Source organism: Pseudoalteromonas tetraodonis (assembly GCF_002310835.1).
GTDB lineage: Bacteria > Pseudomonadota > Gammaproteobacteria > Enterobacterales > Alteromonadaceae > Pseudoalteromonas > Pseudoalteromonas tetraodonis.
Genome location: NZ_CP011042.1, coordinates 512,149 through 537,455, shown reverse-complemented (window position 1 = coordinate 537,455; position 25,307 = coordinate 512,149). Strand labels below are relative to the sequence as shown.

General features: G+C 38.8%; 27 protein-coding genes. 5 read left to right on the top strand and 22 right to left on the bottom strand.

All coding sequences use genetic code 11. The features are described 5' to 3' along the window. Positions 1-78: 78 nt before the first annotated feature. Both PTET_RS18140 and PTET_RS18135 read left to right on the top strand, forming a co-directional pair. Positions 79-966, top strand: a complete 888-nt coding sequence (locus PTET_RS18140; protein WP_041695999.1) for a LysR family transcriptional regulator — start codon at positions 79-81, stop codon at positions 964-966. A 113-nt stretch (positions 967-1,079) separates the two neighbouring features. Then, positions 1,080-2,120, top strand: a complete 1,041-nt coding sequence (locus PTET_RS18135) for a metal-dependent hydrolase (protein ID WP_008115296.1) — start codon at positions 1,080-1,082, stop codon at positions 2,118-2,120. Positions 2,121-2,188: 68 nt separating this feature from the next. Here the strand turns inward: PTET_RS18135 and PTET_RS18130 are convergent, their stop codons facing one another. From PTET_RS18130 to PTET_RS18120, 3 genes are all read right to left on the bottom strand, one after another. Beyond that, positions 2,189-3,100 (bottom strand): sensor domain-containing diguanylate cyclase, encoded by a 912-nt coding sequence (locus PTET_RS18130; protein ID WP_013463208.1) that lies wholly within the window; start codon positions 3,098-3,100, stop codon positions 2,189-2,191. 4 nt (positions 3,101-3,104) lie between these two features. Further along, the gene (locus tag PTET_RS18125) at positions 3,105-3,911 is read right to left on the bottom strand and encodes an alpha/beta fold hydrolase (protein ID WP_096039073.1); all 807 of its coding nucleotides are present in this window, start codon (positions 3,909-3,911) and stop codon (positions 3,105-3,107) included. 277 nt (positions 3,912-4,188) lie between these two features. Next, complete coding sequence (locus tag PTET_RS18120; protein WP_013463206.1) at positions 4,189-4,458, bottom strand: hypothetical protein; 270 nt, start codon at positions 4,456-4,458, stop codon at positions 4,189-4,191. 252 nt (positions 4,459-4,710) lie between these two features. Here PTET_RS18120 and PTET_RS18115 point away from each other — a divergent pair, with 252 nt between their 5' ends. Then, entirely contained in the window at positions 4,711-4,977 is a 267-nt protein-coding gene (locus PTET_RS18115; RefSeq protein ID WP_013463205.1) for a type B 50S ribosomal protein L31, read from the top strand. Then, entirely contained in the window at positions 4,974-5,108 is a 135-nt protein-coding gene (gene ykgO / locus PTET_RS18110) for a type B 50S ribosomal protein L36 (RefSeq protein WP_004586489.1), read from the top strand. Before PTET_RS18115 ends, ykgO begins: the two co-directional genes overlap by 4 nt. 54 nt (positions 5,109-5,162) lie before the next feature. Here ykgO and PTET_RS18105 read toward each other — a convergent pair whose 3' ends face one another. Together PTET_RS18105 and PTET_RS18100 are read right to left on the bottom strand one after the other, a co-directional pair. After that, complete coding sequence (locus PTET_RS18105) at positions 5,163-5,549, bottom strand: OsmC family protein (RefSeq protein ID WP_016899710.1); 387 nt, start codon at positions 5,547-5,549, stop codon at positions 5,163-5,165. A gap of 9 nt (positions 5,550-5,558) precedes the next feature. Then, positions 5,559-5,948, bottom strand: a complete 390-nt coding sequence (locus PTET_RS18100) for a cytochrome b562 (protein WP_013463202.1) — start codon at positions 5,946-5,948, stop codon at positions 5,559-5,561. Positions 5,949-6,083: 135 nt separating this feature from the next. Between PTET_RS18100 and PTET_RS18095 the strand changes: the two genes are divergently transcribed. Next, positions 6,084-7,163: an ABC transporter substrate-binding protein gene (locus PTET_RS18095; RefSeq protein ID WP_013463201.1), complete on the top strand. Its 1,080-nt coding sequence runs from the start codon at positions 6,084-6,086 to the stop codon at positions 7,161-7,163. A gap of 52 nt (positions 7,164-7,215) precedes the next feature. Here PTET_RS18095 and PTET_RS18090 read toward each other — a convergent pair whose 3' ends face one another. The 17 genes from PTET_RS18090 to PTET_RS18005 all read right to left on the bottom strand — a co-directional run bounded on the left by PTET_RS18090 (position 7,216) and on the right by PTET_RS18005 (position 25,300). Further along, positions 7,216-8,994, bottom strand: a complete 1,779-nt coding sequence (locus PTET_RS18090) for a sugar phosphorylase (protein ID WP_013463200.1) — start codon at positions 8,992-8,994, stop codon at positions 7,216-7,218. A gap of 20 nt (positions 8,995-9,014) precedes the next feature. After that, positions 9,015-10,235 carry a glycosyltransferase family protein gene (locus PTET_RS18085; RefSeq protein WP_013463199.1) on the bottom strand — a complete coding sequence of 407 codons (1,221 nt, stop codon included), beginning with the start codon at positions 10,233-10,235 and terminating at the stop codon, positions 9,015-9,017. Further along, positions 10,228-11,970 carry an HAD-IIB family hydrolase gene (locus PTET_RS18080; RefSeq protein ID WP_029609948.1) on the bottom strand — a complete coding sequence of 581 codons (1,743 nt, stop codon included), beginning with the start codon at positions 11,968-11,970 and terminating at the stop codon, positions 10,228-10,230. Before PTET_RS18080 ends, PTET_RS18085 begins: the two co-directional genes overlap by 8 nt. Before the next feature lie 146 nt (positions 11,971-12,116). Further along, positions 12,117-13,355, bottom strand: a complete 1,239-nt coding sequence (locus tag PTET_RS18075) for a uracil-xanthine permease family protein (RefSeq protein ID WP_013463197.1) — start codon at positions 13,353-13,355, stop codon at positions 12,117-12,119. Between the two features lie 9 nt (positions 13,356-13,364). Beyond that, positions 13,365-13,997 carry a uracil phosphoribosyltransferase gene (gene upp / locus PTET_RS18070; protein WP_008115315.1) on the bottom strand — a complete coding sequence of 211 codons (633 nt, stop codon included), beginning with the start codon at positions 13,995-13,997 and terminating at the stop codon, positions 13,365-13,367. A 133-nt stretch (positions 13,998-14,130) separates the two neighbouring features. Beyond that, positions 14,131-15,093 carry a phosphotransferase gene (locus tag PTET_RS18065; protein WP_029609947.1) on the bottom strand — a complete coding sequence of 321 codons (963 nt, stop codon included), beginning with the start codon at positions 15,091-15,093 and terminating at the stop codon, positions 14,131-14,133. Between the two features lie 211 nt (positions 15,094-15,304). Continuing rightward, positions 15,305-16,411 (bottom strand): serine hydrolase domain-containing protein, encoded by a 1,107-nt coding sequence (locus tag PTET_RS18060; protein ID WP_024600909.1) that lies wholly within the window; start codon positions 16,409-16,411, stop codon positions 15,305-15,307. 109 nt (positions 16,412-16,520) lie between these two features. Then, positions 16,521-16,835, bottom strand: coding sequence for a hypothetical protein (locus PTET_RS18055; protein ID WP_016899706.1), 315 nt, complete (start codon positions 16,833-16,835; stop codon positions 16,521-16,523). 112 nt (positions 16,836-16,947) lie between these two features. Next, the gene (locus PTET_RS18050) at positions 16,948-17,337 is read right to left on the bottom strand and encodes a hypothetical protein (RefSeq protein WP_013463192.1); all 390 of its coding nucleotides are present in this window, start codon (positions 17,335-17,337) and stop codon (positions 16,948-16,950) included. Positions 17,338-17,465: 128 nt separating this feature from the next. Further along, positions 17,466-17,852 (bottom strand): hypothetical protein, encoded by a 387-nt coding sequence (locus tag PTET_RS18045; protein WP_013463191.1) that lies wholly within the window; start codon positions 17,850-17,852, stop codon positions 17,466-17,468. A 136-nt stretch (positions 17,853-17,988) separates the two neighbouring features. Beyond that, the gene (locus PTET_RS18040) at positions 17,989-18,378 is read right to left on the bottom strand and encodes a hypothetical protein (protein ID WP_083808148.1); all 390 of its coding nucleotides are present in this window, start codon (positions 18,376-18,378) and stop codon (positions 17,989-17,991) included. A gap of 113 nt (positions 18,379-18,491) precedes the next feature. Further along, positions 18,492-19,004, bottom strand: coding sequence for a DUF4410 domain-containing protein (locus tag PTET_RS18035; RefSeq protein WP_010388992.1), 513 nt, complete (start codon positions 19,002-19,004; stop codon positions 18,492-18,494). A 107-nt stretch (positions 19,005-19,111) separates the two neighbouring features. Then, positions 19,112-19,621 carry a hypothetical protein gene (locus tag PTET_RS18030; protein ID WP_013463188.1) on the bottom strand — a complete coding sequence of 170 codons (510 nt, stop codon included), beginning with the start codon at positions 19,619-19,621 and terminating at the stop codon, positions 19,112-19,114. 519 nt (positions 19,622-20,140) lie between these two features. Next, positions 20,141-20,845 carry a polysaccharide deacetylase family protein gene (locus PTET_RS18020; protein ID WP_096039072.1) on the bottom strand — a complete coding sequence of 235 codons (705 nt, stop codon included), beginning with the start codon at positions 20,843-20,845 and terminating at the stop codon, positions 20,141-20,143. Between the two features lie 240 nt (positions 20,846-21,085). After that, positions 21,086-21,403 (bottom strand): heavy metal-binding domain-containing protein, encoded by a 318-nt coding sequence (locus PTET_RS18015; RefSeq protein WP_010388994.1) that lies wholly within the window; start codon positions 21,401-21,403, stop codon positions 21,086-21,088. 323 nt (positions 21,404-21,726) lie between these two features. Further along, positions 21,727-23,982: an acyl-CoA dehydrogenase gene (locus PTET_RS18010; protein WP_013463185.1), complete on the bottom strand. Its 2,256-nt coding sequence runs from the start codon at positions 23,980-23,982 to the stop codon at positions 21,727-21,729. 292 nt (positions 23,983-24,274) lie between these two features. Then, on the bottom strand, positions 24,275-25,300 hold the full coding sequence (locus tag PTET_RS18005) for a zinc-binding dehydrogenase (RefSeq protein ID WP_013463184.1): 1,026 nt from the start codon (positions 25,298-25,300) through the stop codon (positions 24,275-24,277). Positions 25,301-25,307: the final 7 nt, after the last annotated feature.

Below are 25,307 nucleotides of genomic sequence, written 5' to 3'. Positions count from 1 at the left end.
AGTAAAAATGCCTTTGCAATAAATGGCATAAATGGCAAAATACTTTTGTTTATTTTGCAAATATAAATGAGTGAATTTATGCCTGTTCAAGCTAAAACTGAAGATCTAGAAATGTTTATTACCATTGTTGATTGTGGCAGTTTTTCCGGTGCGGCTAGTTTACTTGATTTAAATGTAGCTAAAGTTTCAAGAGCACTATCTCGTCTTGAAAGCAGGCTAAACTGCACATTACTAAACAGAACAACTCGGCGCTTAGAACTGACCGAGGAAGGGCATATATACATAGAATATGCGCGAAAGGCTTTAAACACGCTGCTCTTAGGGGAAGAAACAATAAAGCTACTAAAGCAAGCACCTAGCGGGCACTTGCGTATAGATGCAGCAAGCCCTTTTGTTTTGCATCAACTAGCGCCACTAGTTAATGAGTTTAAAAAGCAATACCCGCAAATCACGCTCGATATTACCTCACACGACAATATTATTGATTTACTTGAGCGCAAAACAGATTTAGCTATTCGCATTGGAGACTTAAAAGATTCAAACCTGCATGCGCGTAAATTAGGCCAAAGTAAATTAAAATTGGTCGCAAGCACTGATTATTTAAAAAATGCGCCACCGTTACAGCAAGTTTCAGATCTTAAAAACCATAACCTAATTGGTTTCAGTGAACCCAATACTCTTAATCAATGGCCCTTGAAGCATGAGCAATCGCTGCACTTTGATTTAAGGGCTAGCAGCGGCGAAACCATTAGGCATTTATGTATTGCTGATCAAGGCATAGCACTTCTCTCACAATTTATGATTGCAGAAGATTTAGCCAAAAAACGATTAATAGAAGTTTTACCTCACAGCGTAAGTAGCCCAAATAATCGAGAATCTATTTATGGCGTTTATTACAAAAATGAGGCGGTTTCTTCCCGTATCGTTGCATTTTTAGATTTTATACAACCGCGACTGAGTTTATAAATCACTTTTAAATTGAGTTTAAAGAGCAACTTAATGAAATAATTTACATTATTGACGGTTTTAAGATTAAGCTGAGTATAAACATTGCAGTTGCATTATTTAGATGAGGTAGTATGGATTCTTTAACACAAGTTGCGTTAGGTAGCGCCGTAGGGTACGCAGTATTAGGTAACAAAGTGGGCCGCAAAGCGGTGTTATGGGGCGCTATTTTGGGCACTTTACCCGATTTAGATGTGTTTTTACCCTATGGCGGCAGTGTTGAAGCATTTACTTATCACCGTGGCTTTAGCCATTCATTTTTTGTGCACTTGTTAATTAGCCCTTTGATTGTTTGGCTAATTTTAAAAATACACACTGGCATGCAAGCGTATAAAACACGTTGGTTTTGGTTAGTGTTTTTGTGTTTATCAACCCATGCACTATTGGATGCACTTACTGTGTACGGTACGCAATTAATGTGGCCACTTACAGAGCATCCGTTTGCAATTTCAAATATGTTTATTATTGATCCCCTCTACACGTTACCGCTATTAGTAGGGGTTATAGGCACTTTAATACCAAAAATAACCGCCCCAACCGCCTACAAAATTAACGCAATTACGCTCACAGTAAGTACTCTCTATTTATGTTGTTCGCTTATTCTTAAAGTTGTTATTGACGATAAAGTCAACACTGCGCTACAAAACAGAGACATCACAGTCAATGAATACATTAGCACTCCAGCACCGTTTACTACTTTACTTTGGCGGGTGGTTGTGATGTCGGATGGGAAATATTATGAAGGCTATGCATCGGTGTTTGATACACCCAACGAGGTTACCTTAAATGCATACCAAACAACCCCTTCTTTACTAAACGAGATTAAAAATGAATGGGGTGTTAAACGCTTGCAGTGGTTTACAAAAGGGTTTTATTCCGTTCGCGAGCAGCAAGACAAAGTTATTCTCTCTGATTTACGCATGGGCATGGAGTGTGCTTATGTGTTTAATTTTGTTGTCGGTCAGAAAGATGGCTCAGCAATCAGTGTCGGTAATTTTGAAAAAATAAGTCAAAGACCCAACTTAAACAACCTACCTAAAATATGGGATAGAATTTGGCACCCCGATACCGTATTGGCATCGCCATTAGCAAAAAATAATTGTGTAGAGCAATAATACCAACTATAACTGCCATCTTTTGAGTAAACTCAACTCAATACCTTGTTGAGTTTACCTCTATTTAGTTAGGGGTTATCGTATAATTGGGTTCTGTTTTTTCCGCGCTCTTTGGCTTCATATACCGCATTATCGGCTTGGGCAAATAAATCAGTAAACGTCGTTTTCGCAGTACTCAAACTTGCCCCAATACTGGCGGTTACTGGGCGATTACCTACTTTAATTTCAGCAATTAATAAATGCAGCCTTTGGCAAAATGACAAAGTATCTGCTTTATTTGTATCTGGCACCATAATTAAAAACTCTTCACCGCCGTAACGAGAAATAAGGTCGGTTTGTCGACCAAAATGTTTAAGACGTTGCCCCAACTCTTTTAAAACTCGATCCCCTTCTAAATGCCCAAAGGTATCATTAACGACTTTAAAATTATCAATATCGATAATTAACAATGCAACCGACTGCTTTGATCGCATAGCCTGTTCGAGTAACAGCACGCTGCGGCAATTCATCTCTCTTCTATTTAATAAATTGGTTAACTCATCGGTAGACGCTAAAGATTGTAAGCGTTCAGTTTGCGCTTCTAACTTTTCCCGTGTTTTAATCAGCTCGTCGTAAAGCTTATCTCGCTGAGTCGCGTTAAAAAAGCTCCAGTATATATAGCCCTTTTCATCAAGCTGAGCATTAACGGTAACGGCCATACGCTCGCCTTGGGCGCTGAGCATAATTAACTGCATTTCTTGACACGCTTTTTCATGCAGTAAGGTAGGAAGCACATAACTTTGTAAAAATATTTTTGATGATTTAGTTATAATTTTATCAACCGACTTGCCAATAAGCTCATTACAATTCCACTGTAATTCCTTTTGAAAATAAGTATTTGCATAAACAATAATGTTATCTGCATTTGTCACTAATGCACCATTTAAAAAGTGATCTGCGGAATAATCAGCAAGCTTTTCATCTACTTTATCAAGTGACATGTGGCTAACTCACAAAATCAAAAATTAAACGGCTGACTGTTTCTGGGTGCGTCATATGAATACAGTGGCCATGCGCACTAATAACCTTAAGTGTTGCATTTGAAATTTCATTCGCTACAAACTCCCCAACAGAAGGCGCGGCTAAAGCATCATTTTCACTTTGTAAAATTAAAGTAGGCTGTTTTATATGTTCAAGTATAAAACGGTAGTCGGATAAAAACGTGGCTTCTGCAAAGGTTTTTGCAATAAGGGGATCTGTTGAGCAAAAACTTCCCGATAGTTCCGCTATAAATTCATCTGGATGAGAGTTGCCCATTACTAGAGGCGCTAAATAATTTGCCCAACCAATGTAATTTTTATCCATTAGGTTTAGTAATTCGTGAAGGTCTTGTTTTTCAAATCCACCAAAATAATCAGGGGGTAAATTTAAAAAGCACGGTGAGGGGCACACCATAACCAGCTTAGAAAATAGCTCTGGTTGCTCAATGGCAGCAAGTGCGCCAATGGTGCCACTAACCGAGTGGCCTATAAATGTAATATCGGTAAGTTCAAGTGCGGCACATATTTCTAGTACGTCTTTGGCATACCCATCAAGGGTTGAGTAGCGCTGTTTATTATATTTAGACACATCAGAGTTACCTGAGCCTACATAATCAAACAGCACTAAAGTAAAATGTTGTTCAAGGGCAGGAATAATAAATCGCCACATGTTTTGGTCGCAACCAAATCCGTGAGCCAACACCAAGGTTTTATTACCCTTGCCAATTATTTTGACGTTGTTTCTGCTGAGTATTTCATTTAAATGTTGCATGCTGAATTATCCCTTTCTTATTTCAACTTATTAATGGTAGTTCAACTACGAGCCGAAACTACTATTTTAACACTAAATGTAGTTTAACTTATTATAAAGCTTTAAACATCAATTAGTTAGTTTAAAAATAATCAAGGGACAAAGTACATACTATTGTATTGAATAAGTGTAATTAATTATTTCGCTTATCTATAAAAACAATGCCTTTATAACATTAAATTACAATCGTATAGCCAGTGTTAGTATAATGACTAATTAATATGCCTAATACAAACAGTTAGTTTTGGTGCTCATACTGTCCGCGATATACTTCAAATACTTTTAGCACGGTGTGTTGTTCTTTTGAAAGAGAGTCAAACCAGTCATCAAATAACTCATCATCTTCTTGTTCGCTTAATGCTAAATAATGAGCAAGCAATTCAATGATATCGTTATGAGAACATGCGAGTGAGTCAACTTGTTTTGCCAATACACTATGATCGCGCTCCCTAAGAGTGTCCATAACTCCTTGGTCGATTTGGTCCTGTTTCGTTTGAGCGTCACTCATAAACTACCTCTATTCTACGTGTTTAAATTTTTATTATTTTTTTTGCTGAAACTAGTTATAGCAGCCTAAATACTAATAGCCAGTACTTTTGATCTAAGTGCTTATTTTTTGACTAGATTGTGCAAATACCCAGCAATTACGGTGCATTAAAGACAATTTAACCAAAGTTCAAGCTATTTAAAATGATTTGCAAAGGGAAATTAAATGCGCTAAATTAAATGATATACTATCACATAACATTAAAGGCGTTTAATGAAACCAAATATTCACCCTGATTACCATGTGGTTGCTTTTCATGATACTGCAGCCGATTCATATTTCATTATAGGTTCAACCATCAAAACCGACCGCACTATCGAAATAGACGGTAATACATATCCCTATGTGCCTATTGATGTTTCATCTGACTCACACCCATTTTATACAGGCAAACAAAAAACGCTCGCATCTGATGGCCGCGTTGCGCAATTTAATCGTCGTTTTAAAAACTTATCTTCGGCTAAAAAGGAAAGCAAATGAAAGTATTAAGTTCATTAAAAAGCGCAAAGCAACGACCTGGTTGTCAAATTGTAAAGCGTAAAGGGCGCGTGTTCGTGATATGTAAAGATAATCCTAGATTTAAGGCCGTACAGGGTATGAAGAAAAAATAGTGGGATAAAATAATAATGCCGAGTTTATTACTCGGCATTATTGTTAAAGGGTATTTACTTTACTTCAACAGAAAACTCAGGCACTGCCTGAATAACCTTTTTCACGGTACATGTATTTACAGCAGCAATAAGTGCTTTTTTATATTTATCGGGGAAACCTTCAGGCAACCCAATTTCAATAGAAAAACGTTTTTTACCGTTTTCATCTACATTCTCGTTATTTTGTGTCAGCGTCATGCCGTCGGTTGAGATCTCTCTTTGCTGACAAAATTTACGCGCATAAAAACCAGCGCACAAAACCATGCTAACCAAAAAATAGTCAAATGGTTCTGGGTGCTCTGCCCCACCACCGGCATTGATGCTTTGATCGCTTATTACTTCATGCTCACCAAACTTAGCACTCAACTTTTGACCGTCTAACATTGAAACTGAAATTTCCATTGCTAATCCTTATTTTCCAAACAGTAATTCAAAAAAGCCTGGAGGCTCATGTAATTTATGATATTTTTTGCGTAAATTATCGATGGCTTTAAGTGGTTTTTTTGCAGCTTCGAGTCCCTGCTCATTCGCTACTTTTTTTGCCAACTGAGCTTGAACCAGTACTTTATCGAGCCCTTGCACCGACTTCTGAGCTTCTTTATAAAATTTGGCTTTCTTACCTTGCTCTATCAATCCAATAAATTGATCGATAGCACCATTAAATTCTTGCAGCTGGGTTGCTTCAACACTTTGTTTATAAGCCAGCCCAATATTTTTCATGGTCTTTTCTAAATCACTTACGTCATTAGCGGCAACTGTTTGACTAAAGAGTAATACTATTAACAATAAAACTGCTTTCATTCATAAATCCTAAAAAATTAATTGCTGCATACATGCTAAACTTACTGGGGTATTATATAGCATAACGCTTAGATGTCACCACGGAGCTAGTTAGCAAGGTAAAAATCGAGCTTTATAAAATCTATAGAGAAACATATGCCTTTGTTTAAATTATACCGCCTGATAACTTATACCTGCCTGCTATTCAGTAGTTACAGTATTAATGCCTTAGAGATCATATTCATCAATCCTGGCTTTTCAAATTCCATTGAGGCTGAGAGCAATAAAACAGGTGATTTTTGGTTTCATGTTTCTAAAATTATGCAAAATGCTGCCACTGATTTAGATGTGACATTAACTATAAAGTACGCCAACCGAAATCATATTTTAATGAAAGAGCTGATCCAGCAGGCCATTAACGATAAGCCTGATTATCTGATATTAGTAAACGAAAAAAATGTCACCAGCCAATACCTATCTAAAATAGACAGTAACAAGGTTCCCATTTATTTTTTATTAAATCGCCCTTCCCCTGCGTCTCTCGAGCAATTGCAAAAAAATGGCGTCAATGTGGTCGGCAGTATTACCCCAAATAATCGTGTTGCAGGTAAATCATTGATGCAGCAGCTTTATAAAAAGTTTACCAATAAAACAAAAACGCCAGCTCATACATTAGCTTTACTAGGGGACTACACAACCCCTGCTTCCACTTTACGTACCCAAGGGTTAATGGATTTTTTAGCGCAAACACCCAAAGTAACCTTAACCGCTAAAGAGGTTGCAAATTGGTCTGAGCAAGAAGGCTATATAAAAACCATGGCCTATATGCAACTTGCGCCTGAAATTAACATTATTTGGTGCGCTAATGATGCCATTGCGTTTGGTGCTAAAAGAGCATTAACCCAACTAAACAAACAATCGCAGGTTTTTGTGGGTGGGATTAACTGGGATTCTGCGCCTAATAACGCATACGCGCTTGATATATCGATAGGGGGTCATGTTTTATTAGGGGCTCATGCAATTATAAACTTATTTGATAACCATACTGATTTAAAGCGTTGGCCACTTTTTCACAGCACTAATGATATTTTTCAGCCACTCAACGATACAAATAAGCCTTTATATAATGCAATTAATGCGAATAATCTAGCCGAAATAGACTTTTCGCAGTTTAGTAAAACCCGCCCAGACAAAGTTGAATTTACTATAGAGAACTTACTACTCGCGCTTGAGTAATGTAACTGTAAAGCCCCTTTACAGTTACATTGATTACTTTAAACGTCGTTATTTATGCTCTATTAGATAACCAGAGTGTTTGATACGGTGCTAATTGCATAGTTTTAAGCTCTTCATCCAGCACTGTTTTAGAGAGCAGCTCATACCATTGCTGTGTATTTATTAAGTTCAAATCGGCCAAGGTTAAGCTTTGTGGCTGACTGCTGATATTATAAATACAAAAAATACTTTGCTGGCGGTCAATGCTTTGTCGCCAAAAACCAAATAACCCCTCTCCTAAATGCAAAGTGAACTGTGTTGCATTAGGATGAAATGCCGCTTGCCTTTTACGCACTGCTAATAACTGTTTTACTCCGTTGAATACTTGATGATGATGACTATATTTTTCTGCAATTGCCGCTAATAATTTTGACTCTTGCCAGCGATGACGGTTAATGGCGCGATTGTGCTGCGAATTATCAAAGCGTTCATAGTCATTAGTGGTGCCAAGTAAACTATGTATATACAGCCCTGGGATCCCCTCCATTGCAAACATAATGGCGTGAGCACATAAAAAGCGCTCAAGGCCAAATTTATCCGCGCCATTATGCGTCCCTTGTAAGGCATCAAACAAGGCAATATTTAGCTCATACGGGGTATGTGTGCCATCGTGACTAGTACGCATTGAAACGCGCCCACCAAACTGCATGGTGGTACTGACTAATGAAGCAACCTCACTGGGTTGCAGCAAGCCTTCAATTGGCCTTAAACCAATGCCATCGTGAGAAGCAATAAAATTAAAATACGCAGTGCCGTTTTGTGCAGGCGGCATACTCATCATCCAATGCTTAAGCGCCGTACTATCGCCACTAAGTAAGGTATGCAACAACAACGGCGGCAAGGCAAAGTTGTAAATTGCATGGGCTTCGTTGGCATTACCAAAGTAAGACAAGTTCTCCTGATTGGGAATATTAGTCTCGGTGATGATCACCACACTTGGCTCGGCATGCTCAATCAGCGTTCGTAATAAACGTACTACTTCGTGGGTTTGCGGTAAATTTATACAACTGGTATTAAGTTGTTTCCATAAAAAGGCCACAGCATCAAGGCGAAATAAGCGAATACCGTTGTCTAAATAATGACGAATAATGCCGACAAACTCTTTTAACACCTCGGGATTTTCAAAATCAAAATCCACTTGATCATGACTAAATGTGCACCATACATGTTTTTCACCACTGGTTGTTGTTACCGTATTTAATAGTGGCGATGTACGAGGACGAACTACTTGGCTTAAATCGTCAGTTAAACTGGCTGTTTTAAAGTAATCTTTTCCGGGGTGTGTATCAGTTAAAAAGTTTTCAAACCAAATACTTCGACTAGAGCAATGATTAATGACTAAATCCGCCATCAGTTTTACATCTTTTGCAATCGCGTTAATGTCTTGCCAGTCACCCAGCGCTTCATTAACGTGTGCATAGTTCATTACCGCAAATCCTTCATCTGAGCTATACGGATAAAAGGGTAAAATGTGCAGTGCATTAAGCTGATGATCGCACTGCTCTTTTATAAAGCGATGCAAGGTTTTTAAAGGCGCCTCTAAAGGGGTGCCTACGGCTAAATCACTGTCTTCATGGTTTATTATCGAATCGCCATAGGCAATTAGCACAACATCTTGCTCATCCCAGCGGTTAGTGTGTGGCGTGGGATCGCGAAGTGGGTTATCACCTAAAATTAAGGTGATCAATTCTTCAGTCAATTCGCTTATTGCTATCGGTAATTCAACATCTTGATAAATAGCATGTAAATGTTGTTCAACTCGTTGAAAAAAAAGTTCTTTAACTATATTCACAGGCGCCTCGTTTAATGATGTTAACTGTATTGTTCGTTATCTAGCTCAACGGCTTCTTTTAAACGCTCAAGTACGTCTGGCATTGCCGAGGCCACACGATTCCAACTCGGCACAAAGGGTGCTTCCATTGGGTTTTCTAAAAAGTGCTGACCGGCATTCATGATATTTTGCGCAAACATTTCAACGGCTTTTTCTTCTTGGTGAATATCCAGGGTTAAACCGTTCATTAGTGCATCATTATGATAGGTTTCAATAAAATCTAAACCAATACGGTAATATGTGGCTTTTAATGAGCGAATAGTTTCGCTGGTAAAGGTAACCCCTTGCGTTGCTAATTTTCTAAATAGTGCTTTGGTGATATCAATCGACATTTTAGAAAGGCCAGCGGTTTGGTCGTCGAGCGATAATTCCTGATGTTTATGATCGTAGTTATCGGCAATATCGACTTGGCATAATCGGTTATGAGAATAGTTACGGTACATTTCGCTTAATACGCCAATTTCTAATCCCCAGTCGCTAGGAATACGAATATCGTTTAATACATCGCGCCTAAACGAAAACTCACCCGCTAATGGGTAGCGAAACGAGTCCATGTACTCAAGGTAATCACGGCTGCCTAAAATGGTTTTAAACGAGCGCAATAACGGAGTAACCAATAGCCGAGAGACACGGCCATTAATTTTTCCATTGGCGGTACGCGGGTAAAAGCCTTTACAAAACTCATAGTTAAATCGAGGGTGTGCCACAGGGTATATTAACCGCGCTAATAAGCCTCGGTCATAAGTTAAAATATCACAGTCATGCAAGGCGATTGATTCAACCTCAGCGGTGGCTAATTTATACCCCATGCAATACCACACATTACGCCCTTTACCGAGCTCGCGTGGCGCCACACCTAAGGCTTGAAGCTCTTTGTCGAGCGCTTGTAAGCGTGGCCCGTCGTTCCAAAGTACTTTGTGGTTTTGATCAAGCGCTTTAAAAAAGTTCAGTGCATAACGATATTGGCTTTCGTCGGCTCTGTCTAAGCCTATGGTAATTTGTGATAAATAAGGTACTTTTTGCAGCTCTTTAACAATATTTTGTAGCGCGGGGCCTTCTAACTCACTAAATAATGAGGGCAAAATAAGCCCCATGGGTCGCTGCTTACTAAAACTCAGCAACTCTTTTTCTAAATCGTCTACGGGTCTGTTGGCAATATTATGTAACGTTGTAATGATGCCATTTTGATAAAAATCAGCCATGTAAACTATACTCCTCAAAATTGGGTAAAATGCTGTTAATACAAGGTAATGCAGTGATTTCTTCTACCCAGCCTAACGGCGCTGGCAACTGAGAATAACGCGCTTTGTTATGGGTTAATTTAACCGGCTTTTTACTCTCTGGATTGGCAATAATAATGGCAATATCTGCCTCTTCTAGCATTTGCTTATCGTTATCACTATCCCCAAGCGCAATAATGCTTAGCGGCTTAGTAAACTGCGCAGTAAACTGTTTCACCAGCCATTGCTGCGCCATGCTTTTATCGGTATTTTTACCAATGTGGATAAAGCGCCCGCCTACTTTAACGTCGTAGCCGTACACTGTTATTGCGTTTATAAATTCGTTAAGTTTGTGCTCTTCGCCATGCCAGCAGAGCGGATCTGAATATTGACGATTCTGTGCTTGCGCCGCCTGTATCTCGTTTAACCCTGTGATGTGCATTACCTGCTCACACGATAACTCACTGAATAAACTATATTGGTCGCTGTAGTCTTTTTTTAAATGTGTTAAATCAGCCCATAAATTGCTAATGGGCGCCGCAAATGAATAACACCAATAGCCTTGGTATTCGCTGCAGCCAATGGGTCTGAGGGTAAAGTAATTTTCAGGAATATAGACAGCCGAGCCATTTTCAACAATAAAAGGCTGTTTAATATTGAGCGCTTGTTGCAGTGCCACCACTTCACTAAACGTTTTACTGGTGTTAAATACCACCGGCACACCGCTGTATTGCAGCTCTTGTAATAAAGTGTCGACCGCTTCGGTGTTGTAGTCTCTATGATTTAATAACGTACCATCTAAATCGGTAAAAATAATGGGCTGACCAATATTGTCGCTAGTTAACTGCATTGCGACTACATCACGGTGACTATCAAGCTCTATTAACGCATTTGCTTTGGCACTGAGGGTACTTAAATTTTCTCGGGTAATACGCTCAAAGTGAGAAATAAACCAAAGCAGCTGCTCGTCGGTCATGGTACCTGCGCCTTGGCCTTGTTTTGCGATTAGCTTGTGCTCTTGCTCTTGTCGCCATGCAAATACATCGTCAAAACTCGGCGCTTTAAGCATAATTGTGTAGTCAATTTTATTAAATACGGTTTTATACTCATTGGCTAAACAGCTATTAATACAGCGGCGCCATAGTCCTTGCTGATCGTATGATTTTTCTAGCTCATTAATAGGCTCAATTAAGGTAAAAGGCTGCTGTGGCTCACTGGCTACACACCACCCTTCTAAAATAACAATATCGACTGGCTGGCTATTGGTTAACCATTTATTTTTTGCTACGGGTTCATCTTGTTGTTTGTCAAAACGTGGCAGCGGTACATTAACCTCTTTATTTAACAAGCGACTAATGGTTTTATCCATAAGGGCAACATCATGTGTGCCTGGAACTCCACGGGTGGCAAATAAACAATGCACATCTTGTGCTAGCTGCTGACGTTTTTGGGTTGATAAATAAAAGTCATCAATAGAGAGTGCGACACAATTTAGGTGGGTGTTTTGCTCAAACCAAGTCACTAAATAGTCACCAAGCGTGGTTTTTCCTGAGCCTTGGCAGCCGTTGATGGCAACAAATAAAGGCGCATTTTTTTTGCTGGTTAAAATATCCTGAGCAATCACAGAAAAATACTGCTCACTAATATATTGATATTTCAACGGCAATTGATGTTTTACTAAAAAAGCATTTATATCCACACTATTGGCCTCCAATATAACAATCCCTGATTCAACTATAGGGTATGAATAAGGAAATGCAGTTACTAGACCAATATTATTTATTGTTACTTTTTAGTAGGTTAAAAAAAAAGCGCATTTAAAATGCGCTTTTTTGGTGCAATATTTTTAACCACAGTGCAAATTTAATTCTCGTTGCTCTGTGCTTTTGGGAATACTAAATTTAATACTATGCCTAAAACAGCGCATAAGCTCACACCTTCAAGGCTGAACTGGCTGCTACCAATGTGCATACCACCAATACCGCAAATTAAAATAAGCGCCACAATACTTAAATTGCGTGGTTCGCTTAAGTCATCGCCCGATTTAACTAAGGTATTTAAGCCAATAACGGCAATAGAGCCAAATAATAAAATCATTATGCCGCCCATTACAGGGACCGGAATGGTTTGCAAACCCGCGCCCATTTTAGCCACAAACGCTAAACAAATTGCAATAATGGCAGTCCACATCATCACTTTAGGGTTAAAGTTTTTAGTTAGCATTACCGCACCGGTTACCTCTGAGTAAGTGGTGTTAGGTGGGCCGCCAAATAATGATGCAGCAGACGTGGCTAACCCATCACCAAATAAAGTGCGATGTAGCCCTGGCTTTTTCAAATAGTCTTTTTTTGTAACTTGGCTAATTGCCATCATGTCACCAATGTGTTCAATAGCAGGCGCAATTGCCACCGGCACCATAAACAAAATTGCTTGCCATTTAAACTCTGGCAGTACAAAGTTAGGCACTGCCAACCACTGTGCATTACTGACTGTTTCAAACTGCACTACACCCATAAATAACGAAAGCGTGTAACCGGCAACAACACCGGCTAAAATTGGGATCAGTTTAAATACTCCTTTGCCCCACACGGCAAACAATAAAGTTACTAGTAATGAGAACATAGAAATAATAATGGCACTGTCGTAGGCAATAATTTGTGTACCACCATCGCCACTTTTACCCATTGCCATATTAACCGCAGCTGGCGCGAGTGCTAGGCCAATCACCATAATCACTGGGCCGACCACAATTGGCGGCAAAATTTTATGTAAGGTTTTTGTGCCTTTAAACTTCACCAATAAACTCAACAGCATATAAGTAAAGCCCGCTGCCATTAAGCCGCCCATAGTGGCGGGTATGCCCCACATTTGCACTGAGGCAATAATGGGTGCAATAAACGCAAATGACGAGGCTAAAAAAATAGGCACTTGGCCTTTAGTGACAAATTGAAACAACAAAGTACCTAAACCTGCGGTAAACAACGCAACACTCGGATCGAGGCCGGTTAAAATAGGTACTAATACCAGCGCACCAAACGCTACAAATAGCATTTGGGCACCCGTTAAAATGGTTTTTATTGAAAACGTAGAATTATTTTGCACTGCTAAACCCTAGTAAACCGTACCGAAAATTTTATCACCTGCATCCCCTAATCCTGGGATAATGTAGCCTTTTTCATTAAGGTGGCTATCAACTGAGGCAGTAAAAATCTCTACATCTGGGTGAGCAGCTAATGTTTTTTCAACGCCCTCAGGCGCAGCAACCAGTACAATAACTTTAATTTCTTTACAGCCCGCTTTTTTAAGCATATCGATAGTGGCGATCATAGAGCCACCAGTAGCCAGCATAGGGTCAATCACTAAGCTCAAACGCTCATCAATATTACCTACTAGCTTTTCAAAATAAGGTACTGGCTCAAGTGTTTCTTCGTTACGCTCTAACCCCACTACACTCACTTTAGCTGCTGGGAGTAATTGCATTACGCCGTCCATCATCCCAAGGCCCGCACGTAAAATTGGCACAACGGTAATTTTTTTACCTTTAATATGCTCAACTTTAAGTTTATTACCGTCCCAACCTGTAATTTCGTTATCTTCTAATTCTAGGTTTTTAGTGGCTTCGTAAGTTAATAATGTCCCAACTTCTGAACACAACTCTCGAAAACTTTTCGTGCTAATTCCATGCGCGCGCATTAAACCTAACTTATGTTGAACAAGGGGGTGAGAAATAACGTGAATAGCCATAGTAATAAACCTAGTGATAAAAAATTTGACGTATTTTATATTAAAACAGGCCGTTTGACTGTTAATTTTAGCCCTGATTTCATAGTTCGTGCCAAAATATTTAATTTAGCCATAACTGTTCAACTTTTTGTGTTTATGAGTTGTTACTGGCTAACCAATTATTTACCTGGGCTTGCATGTAGCCGTTAATTTTTTTGTGCTCGGGGCTCCACCCAAGTAAAAACCGATAAAAGTCTGCCCACGCCACCGGCCATAAATGAGCCCATTGTGCAATAACGTCATCCGCATTCACTGCTGGTTGGTAGTGACTGAGTGCGTTTTTAAACTGGCTAAAATAATAATCGAGGTAAGTTTGTGCGTGTTTGTGAAGCTCAGAATCATCCATACAACTGGTCATAAAATACATAACATCTACCACCCCAACACCCGCACCCACATATTGAAAGTCATAACCGAGTATATGCCCTTGGCTATTAGCGGCAAAATTAGCAAGCTTGGCATCACCATGAATTAACGTTTGGTAGTCACATTGTTTTAACGCGTTATTTAATTGAGTAGCTGCCTGTTTAATATCGGACTTTTCGGGCAAGTTATTAAATTCATCAGGCCGGGTATCTAAATGCCAATAGCTTCCTTGCGGCCATAAGCCATCAAACTTTGTATTTAAATGAAAGGCATTTAAATGAAAGGCATGAAACTGTCCCAACCACTTTAATATGGCTTTTATATTCTCGGTGGTTGCTTGGGTGTATCCCAGCTTTGAAAAATCTTTAAACACCAAGGCAAATTCATCGCCTTTGTTGATTGCTTTAATGCATTCAATAGCTGCCGCTTGCTTGGGCAGTTTATGGCTAAATTGCTGATAAAACGTATATTCAACGTGGTAAGAGTCACGCTTCCTAGTCAGCGCAAAGCTGCTTTGTTTAATTTTAGGGTGATTAATATGATCGGGTACTTTAATCGCTTTAATCACACAGGCTTGTTCATCAAGTTGGCACTTCACAATTTGACCACAGCCACTCCAAAGCGAGGTTAGGGTTTCGCCAATAGCTATACGTTGAAAATGCGGGATAAGTAACGGAAGATAAAAAGACATAGCCATATTAGGTTGCTAAATTTTAGTTAGCTTAACATTAGACGGTGTTTTTAATAAAAGGTCTTAGTAAAAAGCTCTGTATGTTTTTTCACAACCCTGTATGTAAAAAACGAATGCTAGTTTTTGAATGGGCGGCAAAATTATCTATGCCACTACAAACTTATCGTCGAATTGAGCGCTTTACCCGCTGAAATACTTTGTTGTATCCATTTTAGTTATGGCTTTGTTTAACAATAGAAAGGATAAGACTATCAATGTCATTATTCACTGCGCCAATACTACTATTACTTAAAATCACATAACCAAAGTTAAGGTCAGTGATAGAGCGTGATAGCGAGACCCAACCACGATTAAATCCAGCAAAGCCAAGACTGCTATTCTTTGCGTCAACAACATAGCTCATACTCCAGCGCCCATTAGTGTTTGGCGCGGGCTTTATCATCAGATCAATTAATTTTTCTGGTAGCAACCCTAAACCATTATAATCACCATCGTTGTTGCGCAACACAGCCATATTAAAGCGTGCTAAGTCTATTGGCGTTGTCTGTAAACCAGCAGCTGCTTTCTCATTAAAATAAACCATGCCCGTGACTTTGCCGGAATTATCGTAAGGTGTTGCCGACTTTTTGATAACTTTTTTAGTAATGTTAAAAGTAGAATCCTTCATATTTAGAGGCTTAAACACGTATTGCTGCATATAGTCTTCAAATGCCATGCCTGACACATCTTCAATTAAAAGTTGCACCACTGAATACCCACCACCAGAATAAGACCATTTTGTATCGGGCACATGAATAAGTTCAACAGATCCGGCGCCATTGTTATTGCCATTTAGTGAGTCAACTATAGATGTTAACTTTTCTGGAGACTCCCAGCCTGTATATGGGCCAAGTGACAAGCCTGAAGTGTGAGATAAGATATTTCTCAATGTTACTTTTTTTGCGTTAAACTCAGACTTAGGGATCTGCCAACGTTTGAGGTATTGGTTTATTGGCGCATCTAAATCGACTTTGCCTTGAGCTACAAGTTGCATTACTCCCCAAACAGTAACCAGCTTAGAAATAGACCCTACGTTAAACATTGTGCTTTGGGTAATCTCAGTTTTGGCTGCTACGTCGGCAAAACCATAGGATCGAAACTCTAGAACTCTATTTCCATTGACAAATGCAAGTGCAACACCAGGAGCTTTGTGTTTATCTAAAATCTTTGGTATGTCATCTTCCAAGCGCTCTGTGATCTCAGACACATCAGTAAACTCTTCAGCGGTAGCAAGACTAGCTAAAAACAATGTAAATATTATCAGTATTGATTTAATCATAACTTTCCTTAGTTCGTAAAACGCCAATATAAACAGACTTGAAATAGTTGGCTAAAATATTAAACAGTGTGAAAACAACCAACGGTTTTTTTTCGTTTGAATATTCTTACTAAATACCGTTTGTTACCGATAAGTATTTGCTTTTACCGAAACTGACATAATAAATAGTTAAAAAAAGCAATTTGAATATATTACTACCAAAAGAATTTTTAATAATAATTCCTTTGTCAGTAATTGAGGCTACAGGAAAAGTTTGGCTTGAACACCAATCTATTTTCGCTTGAATGTTTTTAGTTGAATCAGGGATGTTTACTGTTTGCGTAACCCCTCTTTTTATAGTGGCAACTTCTACGTCATCCGCAAACAACTTATAGTCTCTCGCCATATCCACAAATTGTTTTGGTCTAAAAACTTGAATATTCATCTAAACTCCATTTAGGTATTTAACGCCCCAAAAGAGGCAATAAAATTGTTGGCAAAATTAGAGACGCAGGAACAAAAGCCAACTGTTTTATTCTGCTTAATGTGTTTGTTGACTAAATAAAGCTATTAGCAAGTAATCCTACGCCAAGCCCTAAACCAAATATAGAGAAGTTGCGTAATATATATACTTTTTTTGAGATATCATAAATAGTTTTACCTTTTGTTAATGACTCAACTATATAGTCTTGAGCAATTAAAGAGTTAAGAATTGAAAAACAAAAACAACCTAAAGGAATATAAACCTTTGAGCCAAAGGTAAGTACTTTTAATTGAATAAGTATAACAACAGCACCTATTATTGCTGAGGATAGCCATGCATACTGTTTTAACAACTCAAAATGTAACTCTGTTGTAATAGTTTCATTTTGGATTTTATTTTTTTCTACACTTCGAGATTTCTCTATACTATCTTCATTATTTTTGACTTGAACTGATTCTTCCATAATTAAAATAAAACTCCATATTTTGATGAAAACCTAAAGCCCGGATAATGGGCTGATAATTGTTGGCTAAAATGTGTAACGAAGCGAAACTAAGTCAACTGTTAGCAGTTCCGCGCTCAAAGCGCCTGTTATGTGCACTTGTTGACCGTTGCTAAACCTAAATCTATATTTGCAACAATATAGCCATACTCTTTCTTAGTTAACTTTTTAGCCTGATATTGTTGCTTAGCTAATTCGTGAGTCCAAGCCTTTTCACATGGGGCTAATGGAATGGTTGTATCAACCATTAAAAGGTGTTCTTCCTGAATCACGCCCCCTTTTTTGACAATGCTTTTAGCGCAAAGGCTTAAAGCATATTCAACAGCAAATTTATCAACTCTTGGCATACCTACAAATTCTACATCACAACCAAGTTTCTCATTACCTTTAGTATCAATATAATAAAGCTGACCTGACGTGGTGCAACCAGATATAAATAAGATGATAACGAGTAATAAAATATGTCTGATATTCACTTTGCCTCCTTGTGCAAATAAGCCCGTATAAAGGGCTAAAACGTAACGGCGATTTAGTTAAACTTGGCCAAGCCCAAACTCAATCCCCGTGTAGTTTTGATATCCTAGCGAGATTGCGAGCATTTTGATGTGTTTGTTATTTGCCAGACCTTGAATAGATTGATAGCAAAGGAAACTTACTTTCACCAAAGTTGATGGTTAACGATAGTGTCTCATCTGCTTTGAATGATTGTAAAAACTCCAATGGTGCAATTCGTTGCCCGTCTGCAACGATAGCCATTAGGTGTTTATTAGTTAGACTTCTTCGACCTGATGCCATATTAGTCAAAGTTACTACCGCCCAACGCTCACCAGAATCATTACTCATTAATACAAAATTATTTACACTAAAATCACTCTGCTCTGGCTGAATGTTTGATTCATTTGGAAAGGCTAAATTAAAACTATTAGGTACAACTCTATCAATGGAAAGTACCTCCTCACCTGAATGGGCACCGAATGTACAAACCAGCAATATCAAAGACATCCTTCTCAACATAAATTCTCTCCTAATTTCATATAACACCTTACAACAGGTGCTCATGGGAGCGTTTTGGCCGTTGTTTGGCCAACTAGCATTTGTCCCTGCCTGATTGCTTGTTAGCTATTCTTTGCACTTGAATTGATGATATCAACTATCTTTTTAGACATAGCTTCTAACTGTCTAGAAGTTGTAGCACCGAATATTCCTTCACTAAACTCTGAACGAGTGTCTAGCTGCGATTCACTAACTATTTGGTTTGTGGATAGGTCTACGAGCTTAACGTTTAGCATCAATTCGGCATCACCTACCATTACACCAGCCATAAATCGACCAAACCCTGAAACATAACGAAAATGCTCTATTGTTATTTCCACGGAGATATCAGCCTGATTAGATGAGTTGCTTGGTATCAAATTACCTTTGTAATCTGTAGTTATTAATGTATTAAGTTCAGTGATACTTTTAGTTAAATCTCTACTTTTAGAGATTGAATTAGATGAGGATATAGCTACTGATATACTATTTGGTATGGCTCCTTGCTGCATGTTCGATGTTTTTACTGATTGCTTAATGTTTGCAGCACAACCCGCAATTAAGCTTACTAAGATGATTAAAATAAAGTTTTTCATTGAATGCTAAATTTCCTTGAATAGCTAACTTCTAAATATGGGGCACAAACACGTAGGCTAAACTGCGAAGCAGAGCCTGCGTGTTTGTGTCCCACATAATTATTTTGTTAGGTGCGTTTTTCATAATGCCTTATGATCTTTTTGCAAACATCGACGAGTTCTTCGTGGCTTAAGTCGTTTTTACAATCATTTGTACGCCAACCACAAATTTTAAAATTTGCATGAGATAGTCCGTCGTCCACATGATCTACAGAAGGTAAAAGAGCAAACCGCTTTTTATACTCTCGTTTGAGTTTTTTAGAATCATCGTTGTTATATTGACTAAGCAACGTCCAATCTAGTTTTTCACCAGTGTAAAAATCAAAACCACCGGATTCACAAACCGCTTCATGAATTGCCACTTTATAACTTGATGTGGTTGCGACTACGTTCCCTCTATTTCGATCTCTTTTTATGTGTGCAACTGCCTTACGAGTCAGCCACTTTAAATATGTTTCCTGCGTCTGAATCCCTTCTAAAAAATGAGGCAAAGCAAATTTAACCGACATAGCACCTAACGCCGCAATATGGAGCGTATGAAGCTTGGCTAAAATTAGCGAAGAATGAGCGCCAGCCAAGCTTTAGACGTCCCACCCATAATTGCCTTGTTAGGGTTACCAAACACCACAACCTTCAGCTTCCTTACCGTTAAGCCAACCAACTATTCTACTCGTGTGTTTTTTCCAAGCCGAGCTGATTTCATAGACTTGTACCAATGTAGAATTGTCGTTTGTTGGTTTTATCTCGATTAGCTGTTGATAGAACCGATTCCAACCTGCTTCACCTACTAGTGCAAGTTGTCTTGTGCCATTGGGCAAAATATTATATTCAACATAAGAAGATTGGCTTACTTTAATGGCAGCATTAACAGTAGGTATTGGAATTATCGAAGATATTTCCCGTTATAAAATTCATTTATAGCTTTGGGTGGTGTTGACACACAACCAACCAAAGTAAAAACAAATAAGAACGCTATATATTTCACCGAAACTCCTTGTAACCCTAACGCTTTGCTAAGAGGCTAAAATGGTTGGCTGGCTTTTTTGCGGTACTTTGCAAAAAACGAGCAAACTGTTTTAGTCCTTTTAAGCACCTTGTTATGCGCTACTGCCTATTAATTCAGATACTGTAACAAAGCGATAACCTTTATCTTTTAACTGCTGAACAATTAAAGGTACCGCAGCCATTGAATTACCTCTAGATTTAAACATTACATGTAAAAGAATAATTGACCCTGGCTTAGTATTTTGGACAACGTAATCGGATATATCACTTGCACTAGCATTTTTATCTAAATAAGTTTCAGGCTCCACATCCCACGTAACGGTAGTTATATTATTATTATTTAGATAATAAGGTAGCGAAAACAATTTTTTACCATAAGGTGGTCTAAAATGTATTTCACCTTTATAACCTGCCTCTGTAATTAACTCATTAGTTTTTTCTAGATCATCTGCAACAAAGTTATAACTTTTCAAAACCATTCGTTGATGAGTATATGAATGGTTTCCAACTTCATGACCTTTATCAATGATATTTTTTGTTTCTTGAATGTTTTCTTCTATAGCTTTGCCGACTAGGTAAAATGTAGCTTTAATTTCTGATTCATCTAGGATTTGGAGAAATTCTTTTGTTTTAAGTCTAGTCGGACCATCATCAAAAGTTAATGCGACTACTTTTTCAGTTGTTTCTACTCGATCTATAAGGTTACCAAAAAATTGAAATTTTTCATTCTTACTCAGCTGCCATAAAGCAATAAATATGATCAGCACTAATGCTGATAGTTTGATTATTTTACTCATGCAGACTCCATTTGCGCATAACAATTTTATAGTGTGCTCATCGCGCATATCTCTGCCAGCGCCCCACTAATATATTTATTAATTTCTTTTTAACAAATAAGTTAACACATTGCCAACTTTAAACTTTTAGTCAGGGTGTTCTTTTAATACAGTGCAGAAAAGAGGAAAGCGTCCTCATTTCTTGGCTTTGGAAGAAAACACCAAAAATGCCAAGCGTTTCGAATCTGCTTAAATTGTTTGTTATGTTCGAAGTTTAACGGCTGTGCCAAACACTAATATTTCTGATGCCCCATCAGTAACTGAGCTAGTTGTAAATCGTATTCCTACTATTGCATCGGCATTTAACTTTTTTGCATCTTCTATTAATCGTTCTAACGCTACATTTCGAGCTTCCATCAACATCTCGGTATAGCCTTTGAGTTCGCCGCCCACTATTCCTTTTAAACCAGCCATGATATCTCGACCAACATGTTTAGACTGAACCATGTTGCCATTAACTATGCCCAATACAGCTTCGATTTCCTTACCAGGAACAGTTTCCGTTGTCGTATAAATCATAATTTTTCCCTAAAACATAACAGCTTATTAAACACCACTTTGGGGGTTATAACCCTCAAAACAGCGTATATTATATACGCTCAATAATTCCACTAAACAACTCTAATGTAAACAAGTAATTACGTAGCTTATTTACCACCCATTGTTAAAATACACTAAAACAACGTTTAATAATGTTCTGTACCATCAAATTAGTCGTCATTAGTTATGAGCTTAAATCACCCCCATAAAAAAGCCCCGCTTGATGTTACTCAAGCAGGACTCCACACTAATTTTGTATCAATAAAAGCGCCTAAACTGCAGGCGCTTTGCATTATTGAATTTTATTGGTTAACCACGCTTTTAAGCGGATTAACTGGCTGTGCGTTGTCGTCTAGGATGTTCATATCGAAGTCGAACTCATCAACACGAATCGCTTTTTCACGCTTTTTGTTATAATCACTTAACTGAACAAATTCAGCGTCGTTAATTACTTTTGCAGCAAGTGCATTTTCAAGTGTGATTGAAAAACGCGTACCCGGCTTAAAGGTTTTAGCACGTAGCGCTTTTTTCACTTTTGCTAATAACTCAAGTGACGCCATTTTAGCTTTGTAAGCTTGCTCGTTGATGTGATGACCATCACCTTCAATTGGCTTAACTAAATGGGTAATTTGCGCTTTAAATGCTGTATCAAGCTGAGCTTGTTTCGCTAATTCACGAATTAAATCATCGCTGATTTTTGGCATTTTAGTTGAGTAGTTCATGGTAATGAAACGAATGAACTTACGAGTACCACTTGCAGGGAAGTTATCTAAAAACTTGTGCAATGCTTCTTCAGCACTTTGTAATGCAAAACGAGTCGCATAATGGAAGTAAGGAGCCGCTTGCTCGCGCTCACTACTTGCTACTTTTTGCTCGTAATACTTAATAGATGCCATAGCTGCATATAAGAAGCTCATTACATCGCCTAAGCGTGCTGAAAGCATCTCAGCTTGCTTTAATTTACCGCCAAGTACTAGTAACGAAAAGTCAGCATATACAGCTAATTTAGCTGATAGTTTATGCACTGCTTTTTCGTAGTCACGTACTTCTGGTAATGCCGAGTTTGCACCAGCAGTAAACGGTAATACACCTAAACGGAATGCACGTAAGCTATTTGCTGTACTGTAGCCAATTGTTTTACGTAAAATACCATTAAATTCTGCATCTGCGTTTTTGTCATCGCTGTGGATAGACTCAACCATAGATTGTAAGTATGGGTGACAACGCATAACACCTTGACCAAAGATCATCAGGTTACGAGTCAGAATGTTTGCGCCCTCTACCGTAATGGCAATTGGCTGCGCCACATAACCACTAGCAAGCGTGTTTTGAGGACCATTCTGAATCGCTTTACCCGCTTGAATATCCATTGCTGAGTCAAGCACATCACGGCCAAGCTCTGTCATATGGTATTTAGCAATTGCAGTCACTACCGATGGTTTTAAGCCCATGCCTAAGCCTTCAGTTGTCAGTACACGCATTGCTTCTTGTAGGTATGTTTTACCTGCAATGTCAGCTAGCTTTTCTTGAATACCTTCAAATTGACCAATTGATAAACCAAACTGTTCACGCACTGCTGCGTACTCAGAAGCTGATTTAAATGCAACTTGTGCTGTACTTACACCTAATGCTGGTAATGAAATACCACGACCTGCGCCTAAACAGCTAACTAGCATTTGCCAACCGCGACCGATGTTTTTCTGACCACCGATAATAAAGTCCATTGGTACAAATACTTTGTTACCACGTGTAGTACCGTTGTAAAAACGGATACCCATAGGATCATGACGGTTACCAAGTTCTACACCAGGGTGCTCTTTTGGAATAAGTGCACAGGTAATACCTAGGTTTTCTTTACCACCTAGTAGACCATCAGGGTCAACCACTTTAAACGCTAAACCAAGTACAGTAGCAATTGGCGCGAGTGTAATGTAGCGTTTGTCCCATGTGATTTCTAAGCCGAGTACTTCTTCACCGTTGTACATACCTTTAGTTACAGTACCTACATCTGGAATACCGCCTGCATCAGAGCCTGCTTCTGGGCTGGTTAGTGCAAAACATGGAATGTCTGTACCATTTGCAAGACGTGGTAAGTAGTGTGCCTGTTGCTCCTCTGTACCAAAGTGAAGAAGTAACTCACCCGGGCCTAACGAGTTTGGTACCATTACGGTTACCGCAACCGCTGAGCTTTTAGTAGCAATTGTACCTACAATTGTTGAGTTAGCGTATGGGCTGAACTCTAAACCGCCAAACGATTTAGGGATGATCAGCGAGAAGAAACGCTCTTTTTTCAAAAACTCTAAAATGTCGTTTGGTAAATGAATACCATTTTGAATGACTGAATCGTCAATCATGCCAAGTAATTCTTGTACTGGGCCATCTAAGAACGCTTGCTCGTCTGCGGTTAATTTAGCCGCAGGTACATCGCGTAGCGCGCTGAAATCTGGTTTACCTCGATAGATAGACCCTTCTAGCCATACATCGCCAGCGTCTAGCGCTTCTTGCTCAGTAACTGAAATGCTTGGTAATACTTTTTTTAATTTTGTACGTAAACTCATAACGAACTCATCCGACCAGATAAATAATACCTACATTACGTCATAAAAATCGCTTTAGATCAATTACTCTATTCAATTAATTAACAGTTTTTGCAATTTATTTTCTTTACCTGAACGTAAACTGTTGAAATAAAAGGCTTACATCTGTACGCTGAATTGTTATTTTTTTTGTTAAAAATTTAATAATTCTGGTTGTTGGCGCCGCAAATACGGATTTGGTAATAAAGTAGAAACAAAAAAACGCAGCCTAAAATTAGGCTGCGTTTTTTAAAAGCGAGAGATTAAATCGAGTCTAACTTATTTTAACTACCTGTTTGCCAGTAAAACCACCTGCTAACTGGTTATTTAGTGCAGCCGAAACAGCGTTTGCATTAAAATCAACAGCTAAAACTTCTGGGGGAGTTATCTCGCCATTTGCTACCGTTTCAAGCAACAAATTACCCATAAAACTCATCCGCTGCTGCGCACATAAGCTGTTAGCTAGCCACGCACCTCCTAAGGAGACAATACTAATATTAGGCGCACGCCGATACATTAGCTGCTGTTCGAAGTTAGGGAGTGGATTTAAACAAGCAATACGACCACAAAAACGCATTAGTTCGATATTTTGAATGGTCGATTCCCCACCCATAATATCAATAACAGCGTCAAACCCTTGTGGACCTAACTCTCGACGAATTTTGTCACATAAGGCTTTATCGTTGTAATCAAAGACCACATCGGCGCCGAGTTGCTTAACTAACTTATGATTGCGCTTAGAGGCGGTGGTAAATACATCTGCACCGCGCTGCTTGGCAAACTGAATAGCAAATTGCCCTACAGCGCCAGCACCACCTTCAACAAAAAGTGTATCGCCCTCAGTTACTGATAGTTTATCTAAGCTGATCAATGCCGCCATTCCGGCGCAGGGTAAAGTTGCAGCTTTGTCACTGGCTAATTGCTTGGGAATAATAGACACCGCATAATTAGGCACTTTTGCGTATTCGCTCAGTACCCCTTGCTCACCTACGCTGGCGTGCCACATAACACGCTCCCCTACCCCCGGGAAAATACCTTTACCCGCTTTAACCACTGTCCCCACTGCATCCAAGCCTAAAACATGCGGGTATTGCCACGTACAAAAGCCAGACTTGGCAAATTGTGCATCCACCGGGTTTAAACCAACGTACTCTACTTTTACTAATAGCTCATTACCTGTGCACTGAGGCACAGGTAACTGAGTATCCGATAAGTTAATATCCTCATTGGGCTCATTTAACACAATAGAGCGCATTAATGTAGGAATAGTATTTGGGTTTGTATCTGCAGTATTAGGCATCAAAAAC

Bases quoted from the DNA above. Each gene is read 5' to 3' on its own strand.
- PTET_RS18140 (WP_041695999.1), top strand. From the start codon at position 79: ATGCCTGTTCAAGCTAAAACTGAAGATCTAGAAATGTTTATTACCATT.
- PTET_RS18135 (WP_008115296.1), top strand. From the start codon at position 1,080: ATGGATTCTTTAACACAAGTTGCGTTAGGTAGCGCCGTAGGGTACGCA.
- PTET_RS18130 (WP_013463208.1), bottom strand. From the start codon at position 3,100: ATGTCACTTGATAAAGTAGATGAAAAGCTTGCTGATTATTCCGCAGAT.
- PTET_RS18125 (WP_096039073.1), bottom strand. From the start codon at position 3,911: ATGCAACATTTAAATGAAATACTCAGCAGAAACAACGTCAAAATAATT.
- PTET_RS18120 (WP_013463206.1), bottom strand. From the start codon at position 4,458: ATGAGTGACGCTCAAACGAAACAGGACCAAATCGACCAAGGAGTTATG.
- PTET_RS18115 (WP_013463205.1), top strand. From the start codon at position 4,711: ATGAAACCAAATATTCACCCTGATTACCATGTGGTTGCTTTTCATGAT.
- ykgO (WP_004586489.1), top strand. From the start codon at position 4,974: ATGAAAGTATTAAGTTCATTAAAAAGCGCAAAGCAACGACCTGGTTGT.
- PTET_RS18105 (WP_016899710.1), bottom strand. From the start codon at position 5,549: ATGGAAATTTCAGTTTCAATGTTAGACGGTCAAAAGTTGAGTGCTAAG.
- PTET_RS18100 (WP_013463202.1), bottom strand. From the start codon at position 5,948: ATGAAAGCAGTTTTATTGTTAATAGTATTACTCTTTAGTCAAACAGTT.
- PTET_RS18095 (WP_013463201.1), top strand. From the start codon at position 6,084: ATGCCTTTGTTTAAATTATACCGCCTGATAACTTATACCTGCCTGCTA.
- PTET_RS18085 (WP_013463199.1), bottom strand. From the start codon at position 10,235: ATGGCTGATTTTTATCAAAATGGCATCATTACAACGTTACATAATATT.
- upp (WP_008115315.1), bottom strand. From the start codon at position 13,997: ATGGCTATTCACGTTATTTCTCACCCCCTTGTTCAACATAAGTTAGGT.
- PTET_RS18065 (WP_029609947.1), bottom strand. From the start codon at position 15,093: ATGTCTTTTTATCTTCCGTTACTTATCCCGCATTTTCAACGTATAGCT.
- PTET_RS18060 (WP_024600909.1), bottom strand. From the start codon at position 16,411: ATGATTAAATCAATACTGATAATATTTACATTGTTTTTAGCTAGTCTT.
- PTET_RS18055 (WP_016899706.1), bottom strand. From the start codon at position 16,835: ATGAATATTCAAGTTTTTAGACCAAAACAATTTGTGGATATGGCGAGA.
- PTET_RS18050 (WP_013463192.1), bottom strand. From the start codon at position 17,337: ATGGAAGAATCAGTTCAAGTCAAAAATAATGAAGATAGTATAGAGAAA.
- PTET_RS18040 (WP_083808148.1), bottom strand. From the start codon at position 18,378: ATGTCTTTGATATTGCTGGTTTGTACATTCGGTGCCCATTCAGGTGAG.
- PTET_RS18035 (WP_010388992.1), bottom strand. From the start codon at position 19,004: ATGAAAAACTTTATTTTAATCATCTTAGTAAGCTTAATTGCGGGTTGT.
- PTET_RS18020 (WP_096039072.1), bottom strand. From the start codon at position 20,845: ATGAGTAAAATAATCAAACTATCAGCATTAGTGCTGATCATATTTATT.
- PTET_RS18015 (WP_010388994.1), bottom strand. From the start codon at position 21,403: ATGATTTATACGACAACGGAAACTGTTCCTGGTAAGGAAATCGAAGCT.
- PTET_RS18010 (WP_013463185.1), bottom strand. From the start codon at position 23,982: ATGAGTTTACGTACAAAATTAAAAAAAGTATTACCAAGCATTTCAGTT.
- PTET_RS18005 (WP_013463184.1), bottom strand. From the start codon at position 25,300: ATGCCTAATACTGCAGATACAAACCCAAATACTATTCCTACATTAATG.